The sequence below is a fragment of the Desulfosarcina ovata subsp. ovata genome (genome assembly GCF_009689005.1).
Lineage (GTDB): Bacteria > Desulfobacterota > Desulfobacteria > Desulfobacterales > Desulfosarcinaceae > Desulfosarcina > Desulfosarcina ovata.
In genome coordinates this window covers 2,618,631-2,640,637 of record NZ_AP021879.1, presented here as the reverse complement: position 1 = coordinate 2,640,637, position 22,007 = coordinate 2,618,631, and the positions used below count along the sequence as shown (strand labels likewise).

Annotated in this window: 15 protein-coding genes; all 15 read right to left on the bottom strand. The window is 54.1% G+C overall.

Going from position 1 to position 22,007, the window contains the following annotated elements:
* Window positions 1–10: 10 nt before the first annotated feature.
* The 15 genes from GN112_RS11790 to GN112_RS11720 all read right to left on the bottom strand — a co-directional run bounded on the left by GN112_RS11790 (window position 11) and on the right by GN112_RS11720 (window position 21,985).
* Window positions 11–964 (bottom strand): 4Fe-4S binding protein, encoded by a 954-nt coding sequence (locus tag GN112_RS11790; protein ID WP_155310403.1) that lies wholly within the window; start codon window positions 962–964, stop codon window positions 11–13.
* A 4-nt stretch (window positions 965–968) separates the two neighbouring features.
* A complete protein-coding gene (locus GN112_RS11785; protein WP_155310402.1) occupies window positions 969–1,658 on the bottom strand; it encodes a hypothetical protein in 690 nt (229 codons plus the stop codon).
* Between the two features lie 338 nt (window positions 1,659–1,996).
* Window positions 1,997–3,481: a tetratricopeptide repeat protein gene (locus GN112_RS11780; protein WP_162458895.1), complete on the bottom strand. Its 1,485-nt coding sequence runs from the start codon at window positions 3,479–3,481 to the stop codon at window positions 1,997–1,999.
* A gap of 39 nt (window positions 3,482–3,520) precedes the next feature.
* Window positions 3,521–4,363 carry a radical SAM protein gene (locus tag GN112_RS11775; protein ID WP_155310400.1) on the bottom strand — a complete coding sequence of 281 codons (843 nt, stop codon included), beginning with the start codon at window positions 4,361–4,363 and terminating at the stop codon, window positions 3,521–3,523.
* A gap of 374 nt (window positions 4,364–4,737) precedes the next feature.
* Window positions 4,738–7,029, bottom strand: coding sequence for a TonB-dependent receptor (locus GN112_RS11770; protein WP_155310399.1), 2,292 nt, complete (start codon window positions 7,027–7,029; stop codon window positions 4,738–4,740).
* 229 nt (window positions 7,030–7,258) lie between these two features.
* Entirely contained in the window at window positions 7,259–7,744 is a 486-nt protein-coding gene (locus GN112_RS11765) for a hypothetical protein (protein ID WP_155310398.1), read from the bottom strand.
* 236 nt (window positions 7,745–7,980) lie between these two features.
* On the bottom strand, window positions 7,981–8,865 hold the full coding sequence (locus GN112_RS11760) for an energy-coupling factor transporter transmembrane component T family protein (protein WP_155310397.1): 885 nt from the start codon (window positions 8,863–8,865) through the stop codon (window positions 7,981–7,983).
* A complete protein-coding gene (locus GN112_RS11755) occupies window positions 8,858–10,570 on the bottom strand; it encodes an ABC transporter ATP-binding protein (protein WP_162458894.1) in 1,713 nt (570 codons plus the stop codon). The genes GN112_RS11760 and GN112_RS11755 overlap by 8 nt, the downstream gene beginning before the upstream one ends.
* Complete coding sequence (locus GN112_RS11750) at window positions 10,567–12,243, bottom strand: hypothetical protein (RefSeq protein WP_155310395.1); 1,677 nt, start codon at window positions 12,241–12,243, stop codon at window positions 10,567–10,569. The genes GN112_RS11755 and GN112_RS11750 overlap by 4 nt, the downstream gene beginning before the upstream one ends.
* Window positions 12,240–13,940: an outer membrane protein assembly factor BamB family protein gene (locus tag GN112_RS11745; RefSeq protein WP_155310394.1), complete on the bottom strand. Its 1,701-nt coding sequence runs from the start codon at window positions 13,938–13,940 to the stop codon at window positions 12,240–12,242. The genes GN112_RS11750 and GN112_RS11745 overlap by 4 nt, the downstream gene beginning before the upstream one ends.
* The gene (gene cobN, locus GN112_RS11740) at window positions 13,927–17,817 is read right to left on the bottom strand and encodes a cobaltochelatase subunit CobN (RefSeq protein ID WP_162458893.1); all 3,891 of its coding nucleotides are present in this window, start codon (window positions 17,815–17,817) and stop codon (window positions 13,927–13,929) included. The genes GN112_RS11745 and cobN overlap by 14 nt, the downstream gene beginning before the upstream one ends.
* 622 nt (window positions 17,818–18,439) lie before the next feature.
* A complete protein-coding gene (locus tag GN112_RS11735) occupies window positions 18,440–19,273 on the bottom strand; it encodes an ABC transporter ATP-binding protein (protein ID WP_155310392.1) in 834 nt (277 codons plus the stop codon).
* Window positions 19,274–20,194, bottom strand: coding sequence for an ABC transporter ATP-binding protein (locus tag GN112_RS11730; RefSeq protein WP_155310391.1), 921 nt, complete (start codon window positions 20,192–20,194; stop codon window positions 19,274–19,276).
* A 2-nt stretch (window positions 20,195–20,196) separates the two neighbouring features.
* Window positions 20,197–21,054, bottom strand: a complete 858-nt coding sequence (locus tag GN112_RS11725) for an ABC transporter permease (RefSeq protein ID WP_155310390.1) — start codon at window positions 21,052–21,054, stop codon at window positions 20,197–20,199.
* Entirely contained in the window at window positions 21,041–21,985 is a 945-nt protein-coding gene (locus tag GN112_RS11720; protein WP_155310389.1) for an ABC transporter permease, read from the bottom strand. The genes GN112_RS11725 and GN112_RS11720 overlap by 14 nt, the downstream gene beginning before the upstream one ends.
* Window positions 21,986–22,007: the final 22 nt, after the last annotated feature.

Below are 22,007 nucleotides of genomic sequence, written 5' to 3'. Positions count from 1 at the left end.
CCGAAATTGATTAATTTGAATCAGAATTTTTTGTGAGTGTTCCCTGCCTTGAAAAGAAACCCTTGCGGGAAGACCTGTAGATTGTTTTGCCAAGAAAAGTCGCCCTTAGCGCGTCGTCCTCGGGGCAATATTCCACGCACCTGAGACAGAGATTGCAGTCGGCAAAGGTTACATCCTCTCGTTCACGTTCCTTAAAGACCTGTTCGATATCCACAGGGCAAACATTGTAGCAGATCTCGCACATGGTGCATTTCTGATCATCTTTTTTGAGTTTTATGAAGCTGATCTTCCGGTACCAGCCAAGAAGCAGTCCCAGTGGGCAGTAGGGACACCAGAACATCCGTTTTGAAAACGCCCCCATGATGACGGTAACGGAGAAAATAAGGCCCAGCAACGACATGACGATGGTGGTGGCACTGCGGAAATTAACAGCCGTATAATCGATGTTGGCCGCAAAAAGGGGAAGGATATATTTCCCCGGACATAACTGGCAGAAAGGCTGACCAAGATCACGCGCCACCAGTGGAGCGAAAAAAGGATACGCCACCCAGAGGGGAACCAATAAGGCGATGAAAAAAAATATCCATTTGACGGAATTCAGACCGGAACGGAGCCGTTCAGGGAACCTGATGTAACCGAAATGGAGCTTTCGCCTGATAAGATCGAGCAGATTCTGAAGAAATGCAAGGGGGCATATCCATCCACACCAGGCCCGGCCGATGAGGATGACAAGAAGAGAAAAATAAATAAAAAGTTCACCCAGTACCTTAATCGCCTCCCAGGTTCCGGCCCCAAGCAGATATTGGAGTCTCCATAAAAAACAGATCCCGCCCCTTGCCCCGCCGATATAAGTACAGGCAAAGGTAGGGAGAAAACCACCCAGATTAATCCCCACCAGCCCCCCCAACACAAGGACCAGAAAGGATATAGTCAGTATTGTCCATCTTAATTTTGTGACCGTCATTTACCTAACCCCTTCCAATCCGATACCGCTCAAATTCAAGCATGGTCTTATGATCGCGTCTCGCCTTGCGGTAAATCGTCCAAGTCACATAAACGATAAAAAGGCCCGAACCCAGAGTCGCCCAAAAATCAAACCCGCCTGCTTTGCTTATCCATAGCGGCGGCGGGGCCGTTATCATCACGGAAAGATTGGAACAGTGATGCTCCCCGGTCGATGGGTCCTTGTAACAAACCGTATATAAACATCTTTCTGCTTTTGTATGGTTTTCAATCGGCGTAATTGAAAAGGTTCCCTCGGCATCGGTTTTCACCCGTTTTTCCCAACCGCTTTGGGTCACGATGGATACATCGGCATGAGCAAGCGGCTTCTCATTATACAAGACCTTCATTCTGTATTTTTTGCGCGCTTCCTGAAAGCCCGCCTTAAGGAAGGATTCCTTTTCTCCCGTTCCCGGGGTATCAAGCGGACCAATTTCAAGGGGCATCTTTTCCGCGTCTTTAAAGAATGCGTCCGGCCTTTTGCCTTCGGCGGTCTCTTTATTCCGGCAGCCGATCAAATACTTCGCATAATAATGGACCATTTTGTCTTTTCCCTCCGCGTCCGTATCCACAGGTCCCGCATCCATGCGGGCAAATGCAAGATAGCGGCCGTTTAACCCGGCAGGGTTAAGCTCTGAGGGGAACTCCAGGGCCACGGTTTTTTCTCCCTGAAACAGACCGGCCTTTAAAACCGTGCCGTCCGGAGATCTGATCCACGCCGAGACGCTGTTCAGGTGAACCGACTCACCAACGGCGTCTCCACCCTGTCCATCAAGCGGAAACTGTCCCCGGTAAAGGGCCAGCCTTACGGGATTTCTGGCGGAAACTGCGGCCGGTTTGTTCCTGCCTTTGCTTTCCCACCAGAAAAGGCAGGTCTGCGCCACGGCAAAACTTTCCGAAAAAGCAAGCAAGGCTGAAACAAGCAAAACCAGAAAGCATACTTTCCGATTTGTCGGCTCAATACTTTTTCCCTTGCATTTTTCCGTGCTTGCCATCATGAAAAGAGGTCCTTTACATCTCCTGTCTTCAAGGCCTCCTTGAGTTCCTTGGCCTGATATTTTTTCCCACTATCCTCAAATAATCCTGCCGCCTTGTTAAGGTATTCATTTGCCTTCTCCATTTGGCCCATCTTCCAATAGACCAGTCCTAAATTTTTATGTGCCTCTGCATAGCCTCTGTCCTTTTGGGCATCAAAAGGCGTGTTTAAAGCCAACGTATTTTCAAAATCCGAAATTGCATTCTCATATTCCTCAAGGTCTATCCAGCATGCTCCCCGACCGGTATATCCGCCGGACGCAACCCGCTTAATTTTGGAGTCCGTTTTGTCGCCATACAACTTGATTGCTTTTTCTAATTCATTTTCCGCGGCTTGTCTTTTCCCGGTGCTAAGATAAGTCTTACCCAAATACCTGTGTACTTCGGTGATGCTATACCCATGTCCTTCAGCGCTGCCGGAACTTAGAGCTTTGTGGTAATCTGCTATGGCTTTGTCATATTGGCCGAGCAGATAGTATGTTTTTGCTCTTCCCGCATATGACCGGCCGATTCCGCTGAAATTTTTGAACTCAGAATCATTTTCTATCAAATCAATTATCTTATTGTATGCTTCGATCAGTTTGTCGTAGTTTTTAAGTTGAAACCAGACCGATGCCCCGTGACCGCTGGGAGCCGTGGATCTTGGGTCAAGTTCAAGGACCTTTTCATAATCCGAACCCGATTTCTCAAGCTCGTTCAGGGCGATATAATTTCTGGCTCGACTGGAAAATACTCCGGCCAGGGAATTCTTACCCCACTTCTCCACGATCTTATCCTTTAGCTCGATCGCTTTGTTATATTCTTCCTCGGCCGTATTCCAGTCGCCGTGCCGATAATAAGCATTTCCTTTTCCGGCAAAGGCAAGCGCGTAGCCGGGATCCAATGCCAGCGTTCGGTCAAAATCGGAAAGCGCCTTCTGGTAGGTCCCCTCAACCTCATCGGTAAACGGTTTCCTGTAGTAATGAATGGATTGATTATAGGTGAGTCCTCGATTATAGTAGGCATCTACTATTTGTTTTGGGTCGAGTGCTATTGCTTTGGTGAAATCGATAATCGCTTTATTATAGATTTGGTCTTTTTCCGTGGTGCCCGGAACGCTGGTGCTCTTGAAATGGGCGAGCCCTCGATTGCAATACGCCACGGCGAAATCCGTATTCAATTCCAAAGCCTTATCGTAATCGGACAGGGCCTTTTTATATTCCTTGAGTTTGAAATAGGCCAACCCCCGATTGTTATACAAAGACGCATTGCCAGGGTTGGACGCTATCCCCGAGGTAAAATGCTTGATGGCATTTTTGTAATTACCCTGCCCATATTCGGCAATCCCCAGCTCTTGGTGTTTCCATTTCGATCGGGTGTCGATCATTGACCAGACAACCATCCCGATAAGGATAATCAGGGCGATCCCGATTATGCTCTTTGTCTTTTTGCTTTTATTTTCCATGGTATTATTCTCCTTCATGAGTCTGATGCAAGTCGCTCCTTACCACCGGCATTTGCTGCATATGGGATGTTTTCCCATCGTTTTAACAAAATCAGCATAGCGTTTTGAAACCATAATCTCTTGTACGCCGTCTTTGACAGCATCTCCCAGGTAAGACTCGGGAAGGAAACAGCAAGGCGTGGCTTTTCCTTCGGCCGTAATAAAAATACAATGCTTGACCACTTTGCAGGGCAATGAATGTCTTTGCGGTAGATACAGATTCAAGCTTTTCTTTTTCGCCTGACTTATGGCCTCTGCGACTAAACTTTTTTCCGCTTTCATGGAGATGTATTCAGCAGAGCGAGATACTTTGTAAACGTTAAATAACCTGTGTAATATTACTGCATCCACTCGCAATTCAGCAGCAAGATCCAAAAGCTCGGGGATATGATCAACGCTCCCTTTAAATATGGTGATATCCATATAAATTTTTGGCAGTTTAAGACCTTGCCGATCTCTTTGGTCGACCAGATTTCCGATATGCGGCAAAACAGATAAAAAAAGTTCCTTATCGTAAACCCCAAAAGCAATTTCCCTCAAGCCGCTGCTGAACACGCCGTCGATATTATTTTCGATCATTGTCCCATTGGTGGTAAGATTCGTATAAATCCCTTGCGACTCGGCATACGTTATCATCTCGAACAGGTGGGGATTCAAGAGAGGCTCTCCCCATCCATGCAAACCCACATATTGAAAACTTCCGGACTTCAATATCTCTTTGAAATCATCCAAGGAAAGCGTGCTATCGCTGTCACTCAGATTTCTCCTCATGCAAATTTTGCATTTCAGGTTACACCTGCGCGTCGGCTCGATTTGTAACGTTAGCGGATATTGTCGGAACATATCTCCTATCCAGCACCCTTCAACTCGTCTGTTTTTACATTGATGTTTTGGAGATCGAGGAGGCACACAATATGCCGGGCCTCCTCGAACTCCATGCGTTAACTTTCCATGGGCTGTTCTTTAATTTTCATAGGCGGTTCTTTGCTTTCCCGGGAACCAAATCCCCAGGTAAAGTTCCACACCAGCCCGGCACCTAGAACGACCAAGGCGCTGATCTGAGGCCATAAGCTGCACAGCCCCTGACAGCCGCTTACTTTTCCTGCTGTAGCGACGCTAACCGGAACACACATATTTCTCACCTCCTTTCCCTTGAATATTCTTCATGGAGAAAAACCCGTGCGGTTTTTTCCCATGACTTTGAGCGGCCTTCCGGACTAATAGCTCCACTTCAATTCAAACGAGTACATCCGTTGATTATATGGGTGATACCAGAAAACCTCTTCGTCCGTGATATTATCCACGGCCAGGGAGAGACGCCAGTTTCTGTTGAACTGATAAGCGACTTTCGCGTCCAGGATCAGGGAACCGTTGTAGCCACCGTAGCCGTCTTCCCGTTCGTCGCTGTTGTCAAGTTCGCTGTATGCGGTGCTGCGATACCTGCCCCCCAGTAGAACCGAGAGTTTTTCCATCGGTGTAAACTCCAAGGTCAGGTTGCCGATCCACTGGGCGACACTGGGAACAATCTTTCCCTCCGAATCCGGATAACCGCTGTTTTCCCGTATCTTGGGTTCCAAAAAAGTAACGTTGAAACTGGATTTGAAATAGCGAGTGAACCTTTTGCTGATATCGAATTCCACGCCCCGTATTCTGACCTTTTCGATATTCTGATAATAATTCACTTGGGTGTCGATGTTGGTCTGCCGGTAAATGTAATCGTCTACGTCATTTTCAAAAAGGCTGAGCCGTACGGAGCCGCCGTCTATCGTCCGGGTTATGGAGATATCCTTGGCGAAGGTCTTTTCCGTTTTCAGATCGGGGTTGGTTTTGGTGGTATATCCCGTTGACGAGTCGATGGATCCATAAAACAGTTCGGCTGTGGTCGGAAAGCGATAGGCCTGTGCCAGGGACAAACGGAGACTCCATTTCGGATTGGGACGGTAGGTAAAGGCCAGCTTGGGAGAGAAATAGTCTTCGTTGCGCTCTTCTATATTCTGGGTGATGATATTCCCGTTGCTGTCGACTCCGGATAGGCTTGCATCATACCCCTTCCACCATTCATGGCGACCGCCAACGTATAAGGAATATTTATCTGAAAAAGTCCATTCATCCTGTAAAAACAGGGCGTAACATTTTGTTTTGCCATCCGATCCGCTAGAAAATTCCGTCTTGGAGTCTTCATCCTTCCATTCGGATAGTTTCCATGATTCGCTGTCGGTAAAATATTGATCGTAATGAAAGCCGCCAGCGATTTCATGCTGTTCGAACATGGTGATAGAGCTTTGCCAGTCGATATTGTACCACCCTGTGGAAGCATCGCTCACCTTACCCTCGCCACCGTCTAGCGCTTCCGGCATGGTTCCCGAGGAGCGTAGGGTCTGGTCTTTATAGTTATCCACATAGGCGGCCGTCACCCTGGTTTTCAGCCCCTCTTCGGGTTCGCGTTTAAAGGCGAGTTGGTACACGTCTCCCGCAGCTTCGGATTCCCTTGGGCCTGAGTAACTCGGATTGTAGGTTTGGCCATCGACCTCAACGTTTCCGCTCCAGATGGGATTGCCCTGGCTGTCCCGGAGATAGGTGTCGGAATGGTACATCTCCTCGTCCTCCGTCCAGTGGCGATATTCGGCGCTGATCGTGGTAAATTCATTCAGATCGAAACCGAAGCGGAGCTTGCCCATATACTTCAGTCTTTCCCTTTCTCCCTGGTCTCCGAAGATATAGCGCTTTTCGCCGGTAAGGGGATCGGTATCAACATCCCATCCGGTGGCCGGCTCTCCGGTGCCGCTCGACGTACTGCTCTCGGTTTTGGTGCTGTAAGTGTATGGCTGCACATCCACATCGAAACGGTTCAAAAGGCCAAAAATGTGGAACCGGCCGATTCTGTCTCCGTAGGTGACGTTTATTTTGGAATAGGGTAGTGTTTCCGAATAGTTGTACATCGAATAGTTCTGGAAGCCATACCCCGCCGTCACGGACATTTCTCTTTTCTCGGGGTCCTTGGTGGTAATGGCCACGGCACCGCCCATGGTGTTCCCCGAGTACAAGGCGGAAAACGGTCCGTAGACCACCTCGACGTTGTCGATCTCTTCCGGTGCGATCTGGCTCCAGTTGACATTGTTTCCGCTTGATGTGAAGTCGGTCATGACGATACCGTCGGAAAGGGTAACCGAACGCGCCCCGCGGCCCAGACCTCTGATCGTAACCCTGCCACTGGCTCCGGGCTCACGGCTCGTCACATCAATGGATGGGACGTATTTCAGGATATCCGATGTGGAGGTAACCTGTTTTATTTCAAGGTCCTCTTGGTCGATTATCTTTTCCACCCCCGTGGCCTTGACTTCTCCCTCGGGCCTTTTGTCGGTCACCATGATATCTTCCAATTTTTTTACAGGCTTGTCGGTTTCAGCGATTTCCTCGGCCCGAAGGTCGCCTCCGGCCGTCAACATGAGCCCGATTACCAACAGGACCGATATCCAATACAATTTCGAGCTCTTTTGGATCGTTATCATTTTTTTCTCCTGTTCTGCATCGATTGTGCTATATACTTAACAAATTGGCTCGTGGGGGAGTGGGGCGGAATGAATTCATTCTTATCGACCCCACCGTTTTTTACGGCGGCAACATGCCTTGCCCCGCAGGCCTCACCGGGAAAGCAGCCTCGACGCCTTGGCCGGGGGAGAGGCTGCTTTCCCTTCCACACTAAACTGTTGAGTTTTCACCTCCTTTCAGGCTAACTCATTAGAACCGGGAACTGACGAGTTTGATATACTCAAGACCCGATTCGTTCATTTTTTCCGAGCTGTCATCCATCATGCCGATGGTAATTTCCTTAATACGAAGATCATCCGGAATATCCCCGTAACTCTGCCGGTAATCAGCCGAAAGGGATCTTCTCCGGACCGTCCATTTGTTTTCGGGGCTTTGCACAAGCAGCGTTACCGACGGGAAGAATCTCAGACGACCCTCCGCATCCCGGTATGTTTCTCCCTTGTAGGAGACATAGCGCCCTTTTTCATAGGCCCCCGGTTGACCGGCGTCGGCGGCCTTGTAGTAAACGGTCCGGTTATTGCCGAATCTGATCCGGATCCAGAAGCGGTAGTCACCGGTGTCATGGGCCGCCCATTTCCACTCCAGCACGGTATCCGGATCGATTTGTGTATCAAGCGGCATGGTCCATTCACCACCCCCCACATGTTCGATGGTACCGGTGTGTAAATAAAGCATTCGGTTTTCGGATCTTGTTTTGCTTCCTTGAAAACCGTTCGCCAGAAAAGGTATGCATGCCTCACCGTTGATGTCGGTCCGGGTGCATTTTGTCTCCCATCCCGACACGGCGTCGAATTCCTCATGAAACGTGACTCGTTGTCTTCGAAGATATGGGTACAGCCCTGCCGCGCCCAGCACGATGACGACCAGAATTGCAACGACCGTTTTTTTTTGTCTCTTTTTATCCATTGCCGTTAGATGTAGTTTGCCGCAATTTCATAGACCCACCGGAATTGCGGGTTATAGTAAAAGTTATTGGCATAAAGCCAGTAGAGCAGTTTAAACACAAACACGGGCAGAACCGTCAGGCTGCACACCAGGAGCAGCCGGTCAACAGGCCTGAAACCAAGTCGGGCCCCCTTCAAATAGGTCCGGGACCCATCGGGCTGAAAAGATCTTCCCTCAACGGAAACCGCCAGTTTTGCGGACCGGCGTATACAGTTGGCCAGGATGGGGACCAGGGCCAGGAATAAGGTCCGGATCCAATTGGTCATCCGGAAGGGCGAATATCCCTTGAGCCGTTGGGCCCTCAAGACGGTGATGGCTTCCGATATGAGAAGCGGAATAAACCGAAGGGAGGTGATGGCCATGAATGCCAGCCCATAGGGCACTTTCAACAGAATCAGGCCGGAAAGCATGGCACTGGGGTTTGTCGTCCAGTAAAACAGAAGCGCCAGGGAAGTGGTGGTTGCAAACCGCATGGATTGAATCGCCCCATACTCGATGCCTTCCCGGAATACATGCAGCCCCTCCCAATGCATGCCCAAAGAGTCCTCCGCAAGAATTGTGAACAGGATCGTCCGGGGATGCTCCTGATAAAACAGGGACTGGGAATAGATGGTCCCCCAAACGAGCAAAAGCAGAAGAACCGCCAAGATTTTGATGTTCCGGATCGGAATTCTTGCCAAGGGATAACCGAGAAGGGACAGGCCGAACAGGGCCATCAAAATCTCCGGTTTGTCGATCAGCAGACAGAGAATGGAAACCGACGTCAACGCGATCAGCTTGGCCCGTGGATCCATGCGGTGCACCAGCGTGTCTTTCAGGCTCGGCTCCAGAATTTTTCTTACATTAAGCATGGGCCGTCACCGGTTTTAACTGCCTTGCCAGATCATTCACGCATAAGCATGGGGAAAGTCCCAGGCGGGTGCTGAGGGTGATGCTTTGCGGGGCCTGGAGCGCGGTTCGGTTCAGGATATCGAAATCCAGAAAGATCTCCCTGGGATCGCCGTCCGCGATGATTTTTCCGTCATCCAGGATGATGATCCGATCCGCGAATGAAAGGGCGGTTTCCATGTCATGGGTAATGAAAACGGTCGTGATGTTTTCCGTGGACAGGAATTTCAGATGCTCCATGAAACGGATGATGTTTCTTCTGTCCTGTCCGCTGGTGGGCTCATCCAGCAACAGCATTCTGGGGCGCATGGAGAGAACCGATGCCACCGCGGCCCGTAGCCGTTGCCCCCCGCTCAGGGATTGGGGCGGCCGGGACCTTTCATCCTCCAGGGTCATCACCTTCAAGGCGTTTTGTACACTTTCTTCCAGGTCTGGGCGTTGCATGTTCATGTTGTGCGGACCGAATGCGATTTCCTTCCAGACCGTGTCGCAACAGAGCATCAGGCTCGGGTCCTGGAATACGACCGAGACCTCGCCCACCAGAGACTCCGGTCGCATTCCCCGGATGCTCCTGCCGAAGACGGATACATCTCCCTGGCCGGGCTTGAGGATGCCGCACAGGTGGAGCAGCAGGGTGGATTTTCCGGATCCGTTGTTTCCGAGAAGGGCGACAATCTCTCCTCGTCGGATCCCGAGATCGATGCCTTTCAGGATCCAGTTCCGATCCTCGTAGGCGAACCAGATATTTTCCATGCGCACGGCCGAATCCGGGCATGTGATTTTTTGCGAGGGTTTTTTCGGATCTGAAATGCCGAGAAGGGGCCCATTTTCCGGATGGCCCGGAATCTGTTCTTCTCTTAAGGCGAACAAGGCTTCCTCCGCTGTCAGGGGCAGGCCCTCCAGTTCCAGTTGATAAAATAGTTCGATGGTTTCCGGCAATCTCAAGCCCAGTCGATAAAAAAGGTCGATATGGTTTTTAAAAACCTGGTCCCGATCCGCATCCAGGACAATGCATCCCTTGTCCATGACGATGACCCGATTCACCAGATGCGCCACTTCGTGAATCCGATGTTCCACCAGCACGATGGTACGCCGGGTCTCGGAATGGATGCTCGCAATGACGGACAATATATCCCGCGCTCCTTTGGGGTCCAGCTGACTTGCCGGTTCGTCCAGCAACAGAACATCGGGTTGCATGGCCAGTATGGAGGCGATCACGACTCTTTGTTTCTGGCCGCCGGACAGGGCATTGACGCTTTGCTTCCGGTAGGGGCGCATCCCCACCTGGCCGAGGGCCGTATCGATCCTTTGCTCGATTTCGCCAATGGGCAGGCAGAGGTTCTCCGGTCCGAAACCGACTTCATCCTCCACCGTAAGAGAAAAGATCTGGTCATCGGGATTCTGTTGCACCAGGCCCACCATCTTTGCCAATACAGGAAGGGACGCGTTTTTGGTATTGACGCCGTTGAGCACGACGTCTCCTGTCAGTGTGCCTTCCGACGTATGGGGGATGATGCCATTGATACATTTTAAAAGCGTGCTCTTGCCGCATCCCGTGGGTCCGGTAATCAGGACGCATTCTCCCGGATCGATTCCCAGACGAACGTTTTGAAGCGCGGTCCCGGATTTGCCGGGATAAGTGAAAGACGAGATATCGACCTGAATCATTCCGTGGCGACCCTCCGTAGTCTGTTGCCCAGCATGACACCGGCCGGAGCGAAAAGTGCTGAGTACAAGAAACCGACGACGATAATGTTTGCCAAGACAAACCATTTGGCATAATAGAGCCTGTGGAGGAGCATAAGCAGGTTGTAATCCACAAACGTGGCAAAGGCATTGGCCGCTCCCACTCCCAGCGCAGCCAGGAGCAGGGCCGTTTTGGTTCGCGTAAATTCATCTCCCTTTTCGCGGGTAAACCCCGTGAGGTAAAGCGCGATTTCCATGGTGGACATGGAAACGGCCATGAACAGAATGTAGACCGGACTGAAATTCCCCATCATGCAGATCAATACCATGGACATGAGCATGGAAAGGGTCACCACGCCGGGAAGGGGAACCAGCACAACCAGGGCCATCACAAACACGCTCGTCATGCCTTCCCGGATCAAGCCGGTTGCAAAGCCGGAGAACGGTCCCAGAAGTCCGTTGAACAGTTCATTGAGAAAAACGCGGGGGACCAGGGAGACCATGAACTTGACAGATCCGAAAAGTGCGATCAGGATCAACCATCGGGTCTTGAACCGTCGCAACAGCCTGGGATGGCGAGCCATCAGAAACAGACCCACAGCGATGGCAACACCGATGGCGTAGAGGGTCGTTGCAATGGAAGACCAGCTCATTTTCCTGACCGTCAGCGCGAATTCCCGGGACAAGAGCATTGTTTCGCTTCCGAAGAGTTTCATGTATACTCGACCCACGTACCGACCCGCCAATACCCTTTCCCGATCCGCGAAAATGGGAAGCGTGAAATCGATGGCTTGTCCGGCAGGCGCCAGGATCTGGGAGTAGATCCGGTCATCGCCGCCGCCATGAAGTTCCAGAAACTTCTTGGAAATCCGGAACCCCCGGGCCTCCTGCCCGGTCGTTTGATCCAGTACTTCCCAGCCGATCAGGACGGCCGCGTCCTCGTCCGCGCGATTGATCATGTGCACGGCCACGAATGAGACCGGAAGCACATCGTCATCTTCTCCCGAACCCAATAATTTGCCCAGGAATCCCAGTCCGGAGCGCAATACCAGACAGTTTTTTCCCTTTTTTTCATCCATTTTTCCTTCCATGTCGGCGGGAATGTTGATGGATGGAACCATAAGGAGTCGATCCAGTTCCTCTGGGGCGACGACCCGGATCGTCGCCTGCCGATCGATAACCGCGTTTTGTGTTTTGCGGTTCGGACCGGTGAGGCAGGCCTTTGCCCGGATGAGATATTTGTCGGGTTTGATGGTGGCGGGAATCCGAATATGCAACAGCCGGTACCAATCGTCGAATTCCGTAACCAGCCTGAATCGGGCGGAGAGCACGTATTTGTCCGCCTCTTCCCGTATTTCGAATTCCTCGCCGGTTTTTACCGGAAGGAAGGGCTTGGGGATCTCCACGGTCAAATTCGCATCAAAGGGGGCAGGGCTGTAGCTTTCCACGATCACCATGGACGTTATCACGCTATCCCGGACGACGAGTCCGGTGCTGTTCATGACATCGCTATTCTTTATGCCATAGGGAACCTGAAGAATCACCTGGCCCATCGGGCTGTCGCTCCCGGGCGAGGGCAAACGCATGCCCGTGGCCGGTTCAACCATGCAGAGCAGCAAGAAAACAACAAATAGGCCTATAAGTCCCTTGGTCATGACAGAATGATCAACCTGTGCTTCCCCCTGATATCTTCCTTCAACGGGTCCGGATCGACGTCAAAAGGCCCTTCCAGCACCACGATGGTTTTACCGTCCGGACTGATGTCGCCCTTGTAGGCAAACCCTTCCGTATGGTGGAACCAGTCCAGCTTGGCAGAGGCGCCGCCCGGCCTGGACAGTTCAAATACATACACGCCCATACCCTCCGGGTCGGCAAGGGCATTGCTTGGTACCACCCCAATGGGCAGGACCAGATATCTTCCGTCCGTCGAGATGATCCCCTCGCTGTTCCAGGTTCCGTCCCCTATTTTCCATTTCCATTTCAGGTTGCCGTTAAAATCATATACGAACAAAGTATCCGCATCCGGATGCATGGCCGGGACCGCCGTGGGGCTCGTACTCCTTCCCGTCGCCTGGGCGCGGTAGGTACTGAAAATCAGTTCCGTATCGGTCAACTCTATGTTGATGCTGCTGGTACCGATGGGAATCCCTCCCACGTCCAGAGTTTTGAGAAACTGGTTTTTCCACAACAGCTCCGGTCGGCCGGACTCAATGGACTTTGTGTTGTCAAATAAAAAAGTTGTGCTCGGGTAGGTCTGATTGATCGCCACATAGCGGCCGTCGGGCGATATGGCGCCATTGAAGCCTGTGCCCCAGCGGGATCGAGGCCCTTTCGCCGGGCTGGTGAATGTATATTGCCAAAGCGGTGTTCCGGACCGGGTGTCCAGCACGGACAGTACCGCTTCCTTGGCAAAACCGATTTCGGCAAATACAAACCGCCCGTCCCGGGACAGGATCAGGCCCCAGGCCGAGGTGTTGATGGGAAATCTCCAGACCGGCTCTCCGTTTTGGGTGTTCAGCCGGCATACCAGGGCGGTTGTCATGGATTTCCTACGGCCGTTGACCGTTTTCTCAAGGTTGTGACGAATCATCACATAGACGTTGCTTTTTGCGTCCACGCAGAGGCCCCAGCAGACCAGGGGATAATTGGGAAACCGGTCTCCCATGGTTTTGGGGTGGAAACCTTGCATATCGAAATCATTGGCGCTGCGATACGTCCAGAGCAGGTCCCCGCTGTTCACGTCAAAACAATACACGTTGCCATCCCGGCTTTCTTCGGCGGCGATCAATTTCCCGTCATTCGTAAAGGCGACCTTGGAGACCCTCCCTTCCGGGATTTTGTGCTTCCATACAATTTTTTTGGAAGACACCCGGACCAGATACACATATCCTCCTTTCGATCCCACGCCGATAAACGCACCGTCCGGCGAAAACCTGGCCTGTGCCCCGCGCCAGGCATAGTACAGGTACTCCATTTCTTTTTTTTCCAGGTCTTCCAGGGGGATCTCAGCGATCTTGACGGGACTTGGTTTTTCAGGCGCATAGACCGGCATTGCCAGTGAGGCCTTATCCGTCACCACCTCCAGATCATATTTGGTATTATTGCACCACGCCAAGTCGATCAGCGCTTGACCGGCGGTTCCCGGGGAATGGGTAACAAGTATCCGGCCGTCTTTGGAAAGCACTACCTTTTGGATGGATACGGGCTCGCTCATCTTCAGAAAAAGGCCGGTCCGGGTAAACACCACGGAATCAATCGTCAGATTTTCATCTCCCTGGTTCCCTTTTTGGGCGCATCCTGAAAATATAAGCACGGCGATTATCGCCGTGGCGCATATTTTAAAGCTTTGCATAAACCTCCTCCATTTTTTCTTTCCAGCCGGGAATATCGGCGGAGGTTATGATATCCACGGCACCGCCCTGAAAATCACCTGTCACGTCACCCATCCGGTCTTCCAGCCACCCCTCGATTTCAAGGTAAATCTCTTTTAACTGCTCCATGATTTCCGGGTCAGCCTTCCATAATCCCCGGCTTTCGGCTTCCAGCAACCGGCGGCCGATTTCTTCCAGGGCCCAGGGATTGTTTTCTTCAAAAAACTGACGGTTCTCTTCATCTATGAGAAATTTTTCAGCGATGCCGTCGAAGACCCAGTTGTCCACCTGTTTGGTGGTGGCCTGCCACCCGTACATGTGGTTGGCCCGACTGGAAATATCGCCGGCCCCTTTGTACCCGTGGCGCTTCTTGCCTTCGATCCAGGCCGGGTTCAAGAGCCGGGTGTGGGCAATCCTGGAAAGTTCCTCGTTAAGGGTGCGGATGGCCGGCCGGTTCGGATCACTGGTGTCGCCGTAAAGGGTTTTTACTTTCTTGCCTGAAGCGACTTCAGCCGCATTGGTAAAGCCGCCGTGCCACCCGTTGATGTGGCAGCAATCGAGCAGATCGATTTCGTCGGAATCAAACTTTTCGAAAGTGATCGTCACCCGGCTGCAATTGTGAATCAGTTCATCCACCGCTTTGCGGGCGTAAAGGTCCTGGCCATAGGCATAGGAGGCATTTTGGAAATAGACCCCGGCCAAATCCTTTTCATCCTGCCAGGCGGATGCGGCAATGGCCGTTTCCACGCCTGTGCCGTAAGTTCCCGGTGCCGCGGAAAAAATCCGCAACGTGGCAAGACGCCTGGCATCCTGGGCATCATGTTCGCCGGCCAGCTCTGCCTCGCGTTCGAGGACATGCTTGCGCACATAATTCTGCTCCACCGGCTCATCTAACTCGGCTGTCATCTGGACGGCCTGGTCAATCAATTCAAAGGCCCGGGGCATCCCGTCGCGCAGCATGGAGGACAGGTTGACCGTGCAGTCGATGCGCGGCCGTCCCAATGTTTCCAAGGCAATGGGGGTAAGACGGATGACCCGCCCGGCCGACCAGACCGGTTCAACACCAAGGGTATACAGAATCTGGCCGAGCATTTCGCCGTCCGAACGGTAGGGGTCCATGGCCCGCAGGGTCAGGCCGACGGTTTCAGGATAGGCGCCTTCATCTTCGATATACCGGGCAAAAAGATCGTCTGCCAGCCGTTTCCCGACGGCCCAGGCCGCTGCCGTGGGCATCCGCCAGGGATCGATGGAGTAAAGATTTCGCCCGGTGGGCAACACTTCCACTTTCCCGCGGGCCAGGGCGCCTGAAGCACCGGGTTCGATAAACTCGCCGTTAAAGCCGCAAAGCAGGTTCTTCATCTCATCGGTGGTGCGGCAAACCAGGGGAATGATGCGCAAGGCTTTGGCCAGTACGGTTTGAAGTGAATCGCTGTTGTTGAGGACAGAAAGGTGGCACCTTTGCGTAAAATCCGTCAGGTGCTTTTGGGCCCGCTCCATGGCTTCGTCTGCCGCATCGGGCGGCATGTCGAGGATGTCGAGGATCATATCGCACCCCAGCCGATCCAGGTCATCCATCCGTTTGCCGTTGGTGGCGCCGGCAACGGCGGTTTGCTCGGGCGCCTCCTGCATGGCATCGAAGTTCCACCCGAACTGCTCCGCCAATGCCCGCCGCAAAGCCGGGCAATCGGGCTGATCCAGCTTGAGTACCGTGTTGAGCATTTCGGCCAGGCCCTCGCCTTCGGGTGCCTGCCCGAAAATATGCAGCCCGTCACGGAACTGGCTTTCCCGCAACAGGGTAAGCTTTTCATGCAGCACATCCGGATCGGCTGCCTTGTCTTCGGGCAACAGCTTGGCAGCCCTGGCCTTTTCTTCAATCTGCGTCAAAAGCGCTGCCGTGCGCGCCTTCTCCTTCAGTTGGGCGGCCTTTTGATAATCCTCCAGAAGCTCTTCCAGGTCGGCCAGATCGTCGGAAAGACGCATGGTGGCCAAGACCGGCGGCATGTGGTCGGTGATGACCGCATTGCTGCGGCGCTTGGCGACCACCGCCTCCATGGGGTTGGTCAGGTTGTAGATGTATAGATGGGGCGCCTTGCCGAGGGAAATGCGCGGGAAGCAGGACTCGGTCAGGGCCGTCGTCTTGCCCGGCAGCAGTTCGAGTACGCCGTGGGTGCCCACGTGCACCACCACATCGGCGCCGAAGTCGTTTTCGAGCCACTGGTGCCATGCCAGCCACTGGTGGGGCGGGGGCACCTCGGGATCATGCAGGATCTTGCAGACCTCTCCGTCACAGCGCGATCCGGCGCAGCCCCGCTTGGGCTGCACGCCGATAAAGACATTGCCGTTTTTAATGCCCGAGATGACGATTTTACCCTCATGAAGCCCGAAGGAGAGCTTTTGAACGCCCGAAAGCTGCCGGGTCGCATCCGGGTCGCCCCAGGCGGCCGACACTTTTTCACGGGCATCGGGCGGCAGGGTGGCAAACCACTGCCGGTAGGTCTCAAGCGGCACGAAATCGGCTGCCCCGCCTTTGGACACGATCTCATCGATGGTGGTCCAGCGAAAATCGGGAAGGGCCTTGCGCCCCATGATTTCATCGATCAGCTCCCGGCCGTTTTCCGGGACCCAGTCAAGCCGATAACCCGCCGCCTGCATTTTCTGCATGATGCGGGCCATGCTCTCCAGGCTGTCGAGACCGAAGGCCGTGCCCACCGTGGCCTCGACGCTCTTGCAGGGAGAGTTGAGCAGAACGAACGCCACCTTTCTTTCGGCATTGGTTTTATGTCGCAACGCAATCCACTGCATCAGCCGATCGACCAGATAGGGCACCTGTCCCGCCAAGGGCTTGGCCGGCGCATAGTCGCCGGTGCCGTCGGAGCCGCCCACCAGGATCGGCTCGATCAACCCGTCAAATTCGGGGAGGGTGATGCTGATGATCACCTGGGGCAGGTTCAGCCCTTGGGGTTCGGCCCGCCATTGTTCCTCGGTCTGGCGGGCGGCATGAATCATCTTTAAAATCGGTACATTGAGCTGTTTCAACACATCGGTCGTCGCTTCCCGCTCAATGGCCGCCTGCTTTTGGCGGGATTTGAGAAAGAAGGCGCTGTAGGACACCAGTGCTTCTATCCTGACCCGATGATCATGAATAAAAAACTGCCGGATGACATCATCGTTTTTTACCTGGCCGAACCAGCCATCGCTGAAAACAGGAATCACGCCAGCGCCGCGGCTTTCGATTTCATGAACAATGGCGTTAAAAGCGGCCAGATTCTCCTCGACCCAGAAGGTCCGGGGAAATAACAGGCCGACCAATGGTTCCCGCTTCTTGTACCAGGTTAGATAGTCCTCGAGATCGGTGAAATACCGGTCGGTCCCGGGATGGTAGATGCCCGCCCGGGGAAGATCCTTGGGTCCGTTCGAGGTCCCGGCCGGCACGTTGCCGGCCAACTCTCCCAGCCAGCTCAGGAATTGTTCGATATTCTCCTTGCCGCCGTACACATGATAATTAAGCGCCCGTTCGATGATATCCGGCGGCAGGGTTCCCATTGCGGCCAGCTCGGGCGTTACCGGGATCACGGGTTTGTCCAGTTCTTTGGTCAGATTGCCGAAAAGTTCGCCAAGTGCCTTGAAGTCCGATGGGAAACCGAAAAAGACCGCATCGGCTTCTTCTCTGGCAAAATCCAGCCATTGTGAAGGCGGCAACGGAACACCGGCCGCCGCCGGCTGGCAGTAGCGCAAATCGATGGTCATCCCTCGGGAAGTGGATTTTTCCGCGGACTGCTCGTAGATCCGCCCGATGGTACTCGGGCCGTAAATCACCCTGAACCCGGCAATCTTTATTCTTTTTGTCTCGTGTCCCATTATTCTTCTCCTAGAATACAATCTGGCCCTGACATTCATATCCAATGCATGAGCACCGGTCGGCAGTTGAAACGGACAATCTTTGGACCACCGGCATGCCCGGCAGGAGGCGGGCCAGGGCGCGTACGGCCGTGCCTTTCCCGCCGCGGAGCAGCACGCCGCCGATGCTTGAATAAACACGCCGGCATCAGGATGCGGTTGCCCCGTAAGCTTTTATTGGATGACTAATTGGGTGGGATGTCTGGTTCGCTCTATTGACGGCCGAAGGCCTTCGGTGATAAGAAGCCGTTCATCCCCTCCCCGCGAGGGGGTATGCACCGGCGGCCGGTTATTCTTTGCCGGGATACCGGCCGCCACTCCAAACAGAAAAAGGCCACGACGCCACTTCCTTTTACGGAAGCATGACCTTCGTGGCCTTTGATTTTTCGTCTTTTCGTTTTTCACCGCTTTTGGGGGCGGATTTCTTAGACGCTCAACAATCCAAACGCGACTTCTGCCGCTATTCAAGGCTAAAAAATTATATTCGTTGGACGTCGTGATGTCAAGAAATTTTCTCTTTGAGCAAGGTGACAATACCGTTCCCCGGCGCGCGGTTTTTGAGAAAATGTGGGTAGAATAGTACTTAACACTGTTCCATCACCCACTGCCGGCGGTCAGGGACTTCAACCGGGTTTGCCTCCTCCGGATCAACATCCCTTTCTCCATGTATCAGATACCGGGTATGGGGATGCCGCGGCGTCTCCAGTACCTGTTGTTTGGCTCCGTATTCGATCAGCTCGCCTTCGTGCAGCACTCCGATGGCGTCGCTCATGTGGGCCACCACCTCCAGGTCATGGGAAATGAACAAGTAGGCAATTCCCAAGGATTGCTGGATCTCCTTCAGGAGGCCCAGGATCTGGGCCTGGCAGGATACGTCGAGCATGGATGTGGGTTCGTCCAGGATGATGAGCCGGGGATTCAAACACAACAGGCGCGCCAGCACCGCCCGCTGAATCTGCCCGCCGCTGAGTTGGTGCGGGTAGCGGTCGAGAAGCTCTTCGTCGAGTCCTATCCGCCGGGCCATGTCGATGACGTCTCTGCCGATCGCTTTTCTCCCCGGATTTTCGTGGATGCGCAGGGGTTCGGCCAGGCTCGCTTTCAGTTTCATTTTCGGGTTGAACGCGGTCTCGGGATTCTGAAATACGATCTGCAGCGATTTCCTGACCGAGCGGATCTGTTTGCTCCTTGCGCCGGACAGGGACGTTCCGTCGAAGACAATCCGGCCCGCGGTCGGTCGAAGCAGCCCGGCGATCAGGCGTGCCAGGGTCGTCTTGCCGCTGCCGCTCTCACCGATCAAACCCAGGGTCTCTCCCTTGTCGATGGCAAGGGAGACCTCTCGTACCACCCATCGCTGTTTCCTCTGCAAAAAACCGGAGGTGAGGCATTTGGTCAGCTTTTCCACGGTTAAAAGCGGCATTCAGATACACCTCACGTAACGGTCCTCGCCCAGTGGCCTGAGCTGGGGGTGACGTTGCGAACAGGCACGCTCCCTTACTTTGCAGCGGGGGTGAAACCGGCACCCCGCGGGCAGACGGGTCAGCCCGGGGGGCTGACCGGCAATGGGATGCAGACCCGCGGCAGGCAAGGCGCCGATCAGTCCCTGGGTGTAGGGATGGGCCGGGCCGTGGAAAATTCTCTCGGTGCGGTCGATTTCCACGATTTCGCCGGCGTACATCACCGCGATGCGGTCGCAAAGGGCACGGGCCACCTGAAGGTCATGGGTGATCAGCAACATGCTGCGCCTTGCTGTCACCTCCCGGATCAGGTTGACGATCTTCCACTTCACCGGCCGATCCAATCCCTTTGTGATCTCATCGGCCACCAGCAATCGTGGTTGAAAGGCGATGGCCATGGCGATCATCACCCGTTGCAGCATGCCGCCGCTGAACTGGTGAGGATAGTCGTCCAACCGCTCCGCGTCGATCCCCACCCGCTCCAGAAGGTGAACGGTCATGGCCCTGATGGACTGGCGCGGGACCTTGAGCCGGTAGCGGTAGACTTCCATCAGCTGTTCATAAACGGTCAGCACCGGATTGAGCGATGAATGGGGATCCTGAAAAATCATCGCGATGTGCCGGCCCCGGATATTTTGCAGGGCCGCTTCGGGCTGTGCCAGCAGATTCTCGCCGTCATAAATAATTTTTCCGGTGGCCACGGCGTTTTCGGGCAGTAACCCGACCAGGGCGTGACCGAGGATGGATTTTCCGCATCCGGTTTCGCCGATCAGACCCAGACGTTCATCATGGCGGATGCGTAAATTGACGTCGCTGCTGGCCGCGACCATGCCGGCACGGGTTGCCAGGCGGACATTCAGGTGCTGAATATCTAAAAGCGCCATGGCTAGTAACCGTTCTTTCGATTTGATTGGACGTCCATGATATCTCTCAGCCCATCACCGAGAAAATTGAAGGCCAGTACCAGAAGCATGATGGCCAGGCCCGGAAAAATGACCAGGTGCGGCGCGCTGCGCATGTAAAGGAGGCTCTCCTTCAGCATCGCCCCCCAATCAAAATTGGGGGCCTGGCAGCCCAGGCCCAGAAAACTCAAGGCCGACACGGCCAGAATCGCCCGGGCCACGCCGAATGTCGCCAGTACGATGACCGGCGCCAAGCAGTTGGGAATGATATGCACCCGGATGATGTAAAGATGCGAGGCTCCCAGGGCATTTGCGGATTCCACGAAGGGCAGGGGCTTGATCGTCAGCACACTACCGCGCACGATCCGGGCGTAGGCGGCCCAGGCAGTGACTGTCAGTGCCAGCATCAGGTTGAGGATTCTGGGCCCCAGCAGGCCGGCGATGATCAACGCCGGCAGGATTCCTGGCAGTGCAAACATGACGTCCACCAGGCGCATGATCACCTCGTCGACCATCCCGCCGTAGTAGCCGGAGACGACGCCCAGGATCATCCCGACCAGGGCCGAGACCAGCACAACGCCCACGCCCACCGCCAGGGTCACCCTGGCCCCGTAGATCATCTGGGAGAGAACGCAGCGGCCGAGTTTATTGGTGCCCAAGGGAAAGGTGCGGTTGGGCGCCGTCAGGCTCTGCTCCAGATCGGTTTGCCGGGGATCGTGGGGCGCGACATGGGGTGCCAGCACCGCCATCAGGCTGACGATCAGGATGAGAATACCGCCGACCAGGGCGAGCCTGTTTTCTGCCAAACGGCCGATGGGTGAAAGGAGGTCAGTCACGGTCATTGAGCCTTACCCGTGGGTCGAGCCGGGTGTATAAAAGGTCGATAAAAACGTTGACCAGGCAAAAAACGATGGCGATGTAAAGCACGCAGCCCTGGATCTGCGACACATCACGGTTGTGCACGGCCTCGATCAGCAAACGGCCGATGCCCGGCCAGGCGAATACCATTTCGATGATCACGGTTCCCTCCAACAGATGGCCCAGTTGTATGCCGGCGATAGTGATAATGGGAATCAGAGCATTTTTGATCACATGCCGGCCTAAAATGACGTGGCCGGGCAATCCCTTGGCCCGGGCAGTTTTGATGTAGGCTTGGCCCAGTACGTCGATGACGGCCGAGCGGGTCAGGCGTGCCGTGATGCCAGCCATGGAGATGCCCACGGTGGCAGCGGGCAGGACCAGATGGGGCAGGGTTCCGTATCCGAATGTCGGCAGCCATCCCAAATAAAGGCCGAACACGAGAATCAGGATCAGGCCCAGCCAGAAGTTGGGAATGGCAACGCCGATCAACGATGTACCCGTGGCCAGATGGTCCCAGCACGTGCCCCGCTGCAGTGCGGCGACAATGCCCAGCGGCAGTCCGACGCACAGGGATATCACCAGGCTGGTACCTGCCAGATAGAGCGTGGCCGGTAGCCGAACGTTGATTTCCTGCCACACCGGCTTGCCGGATATGCGCGATATTCCCATGTCGCCACCGAGTACTCCTTTGAGCCAGCGGGCATACTGGAGTACAACCGGCTGATCCAGCCCTTCCTGGCGGATGAGATGATCGATGGCCGCCTGGGTGGCGTCCCGGGGACCGTATTTGGCAATCGCCAGCATTTCGGCGGGATCTCCGGGCAGCACAAACAGCAGCAAAAAGGTCAGCAGGCTGACGCCGGTGATGGCGATGACTGAGGAGACCATCCGTTTTAATAGATACTCGTCCATGAGCAATCCGGTCCAGGCTCCT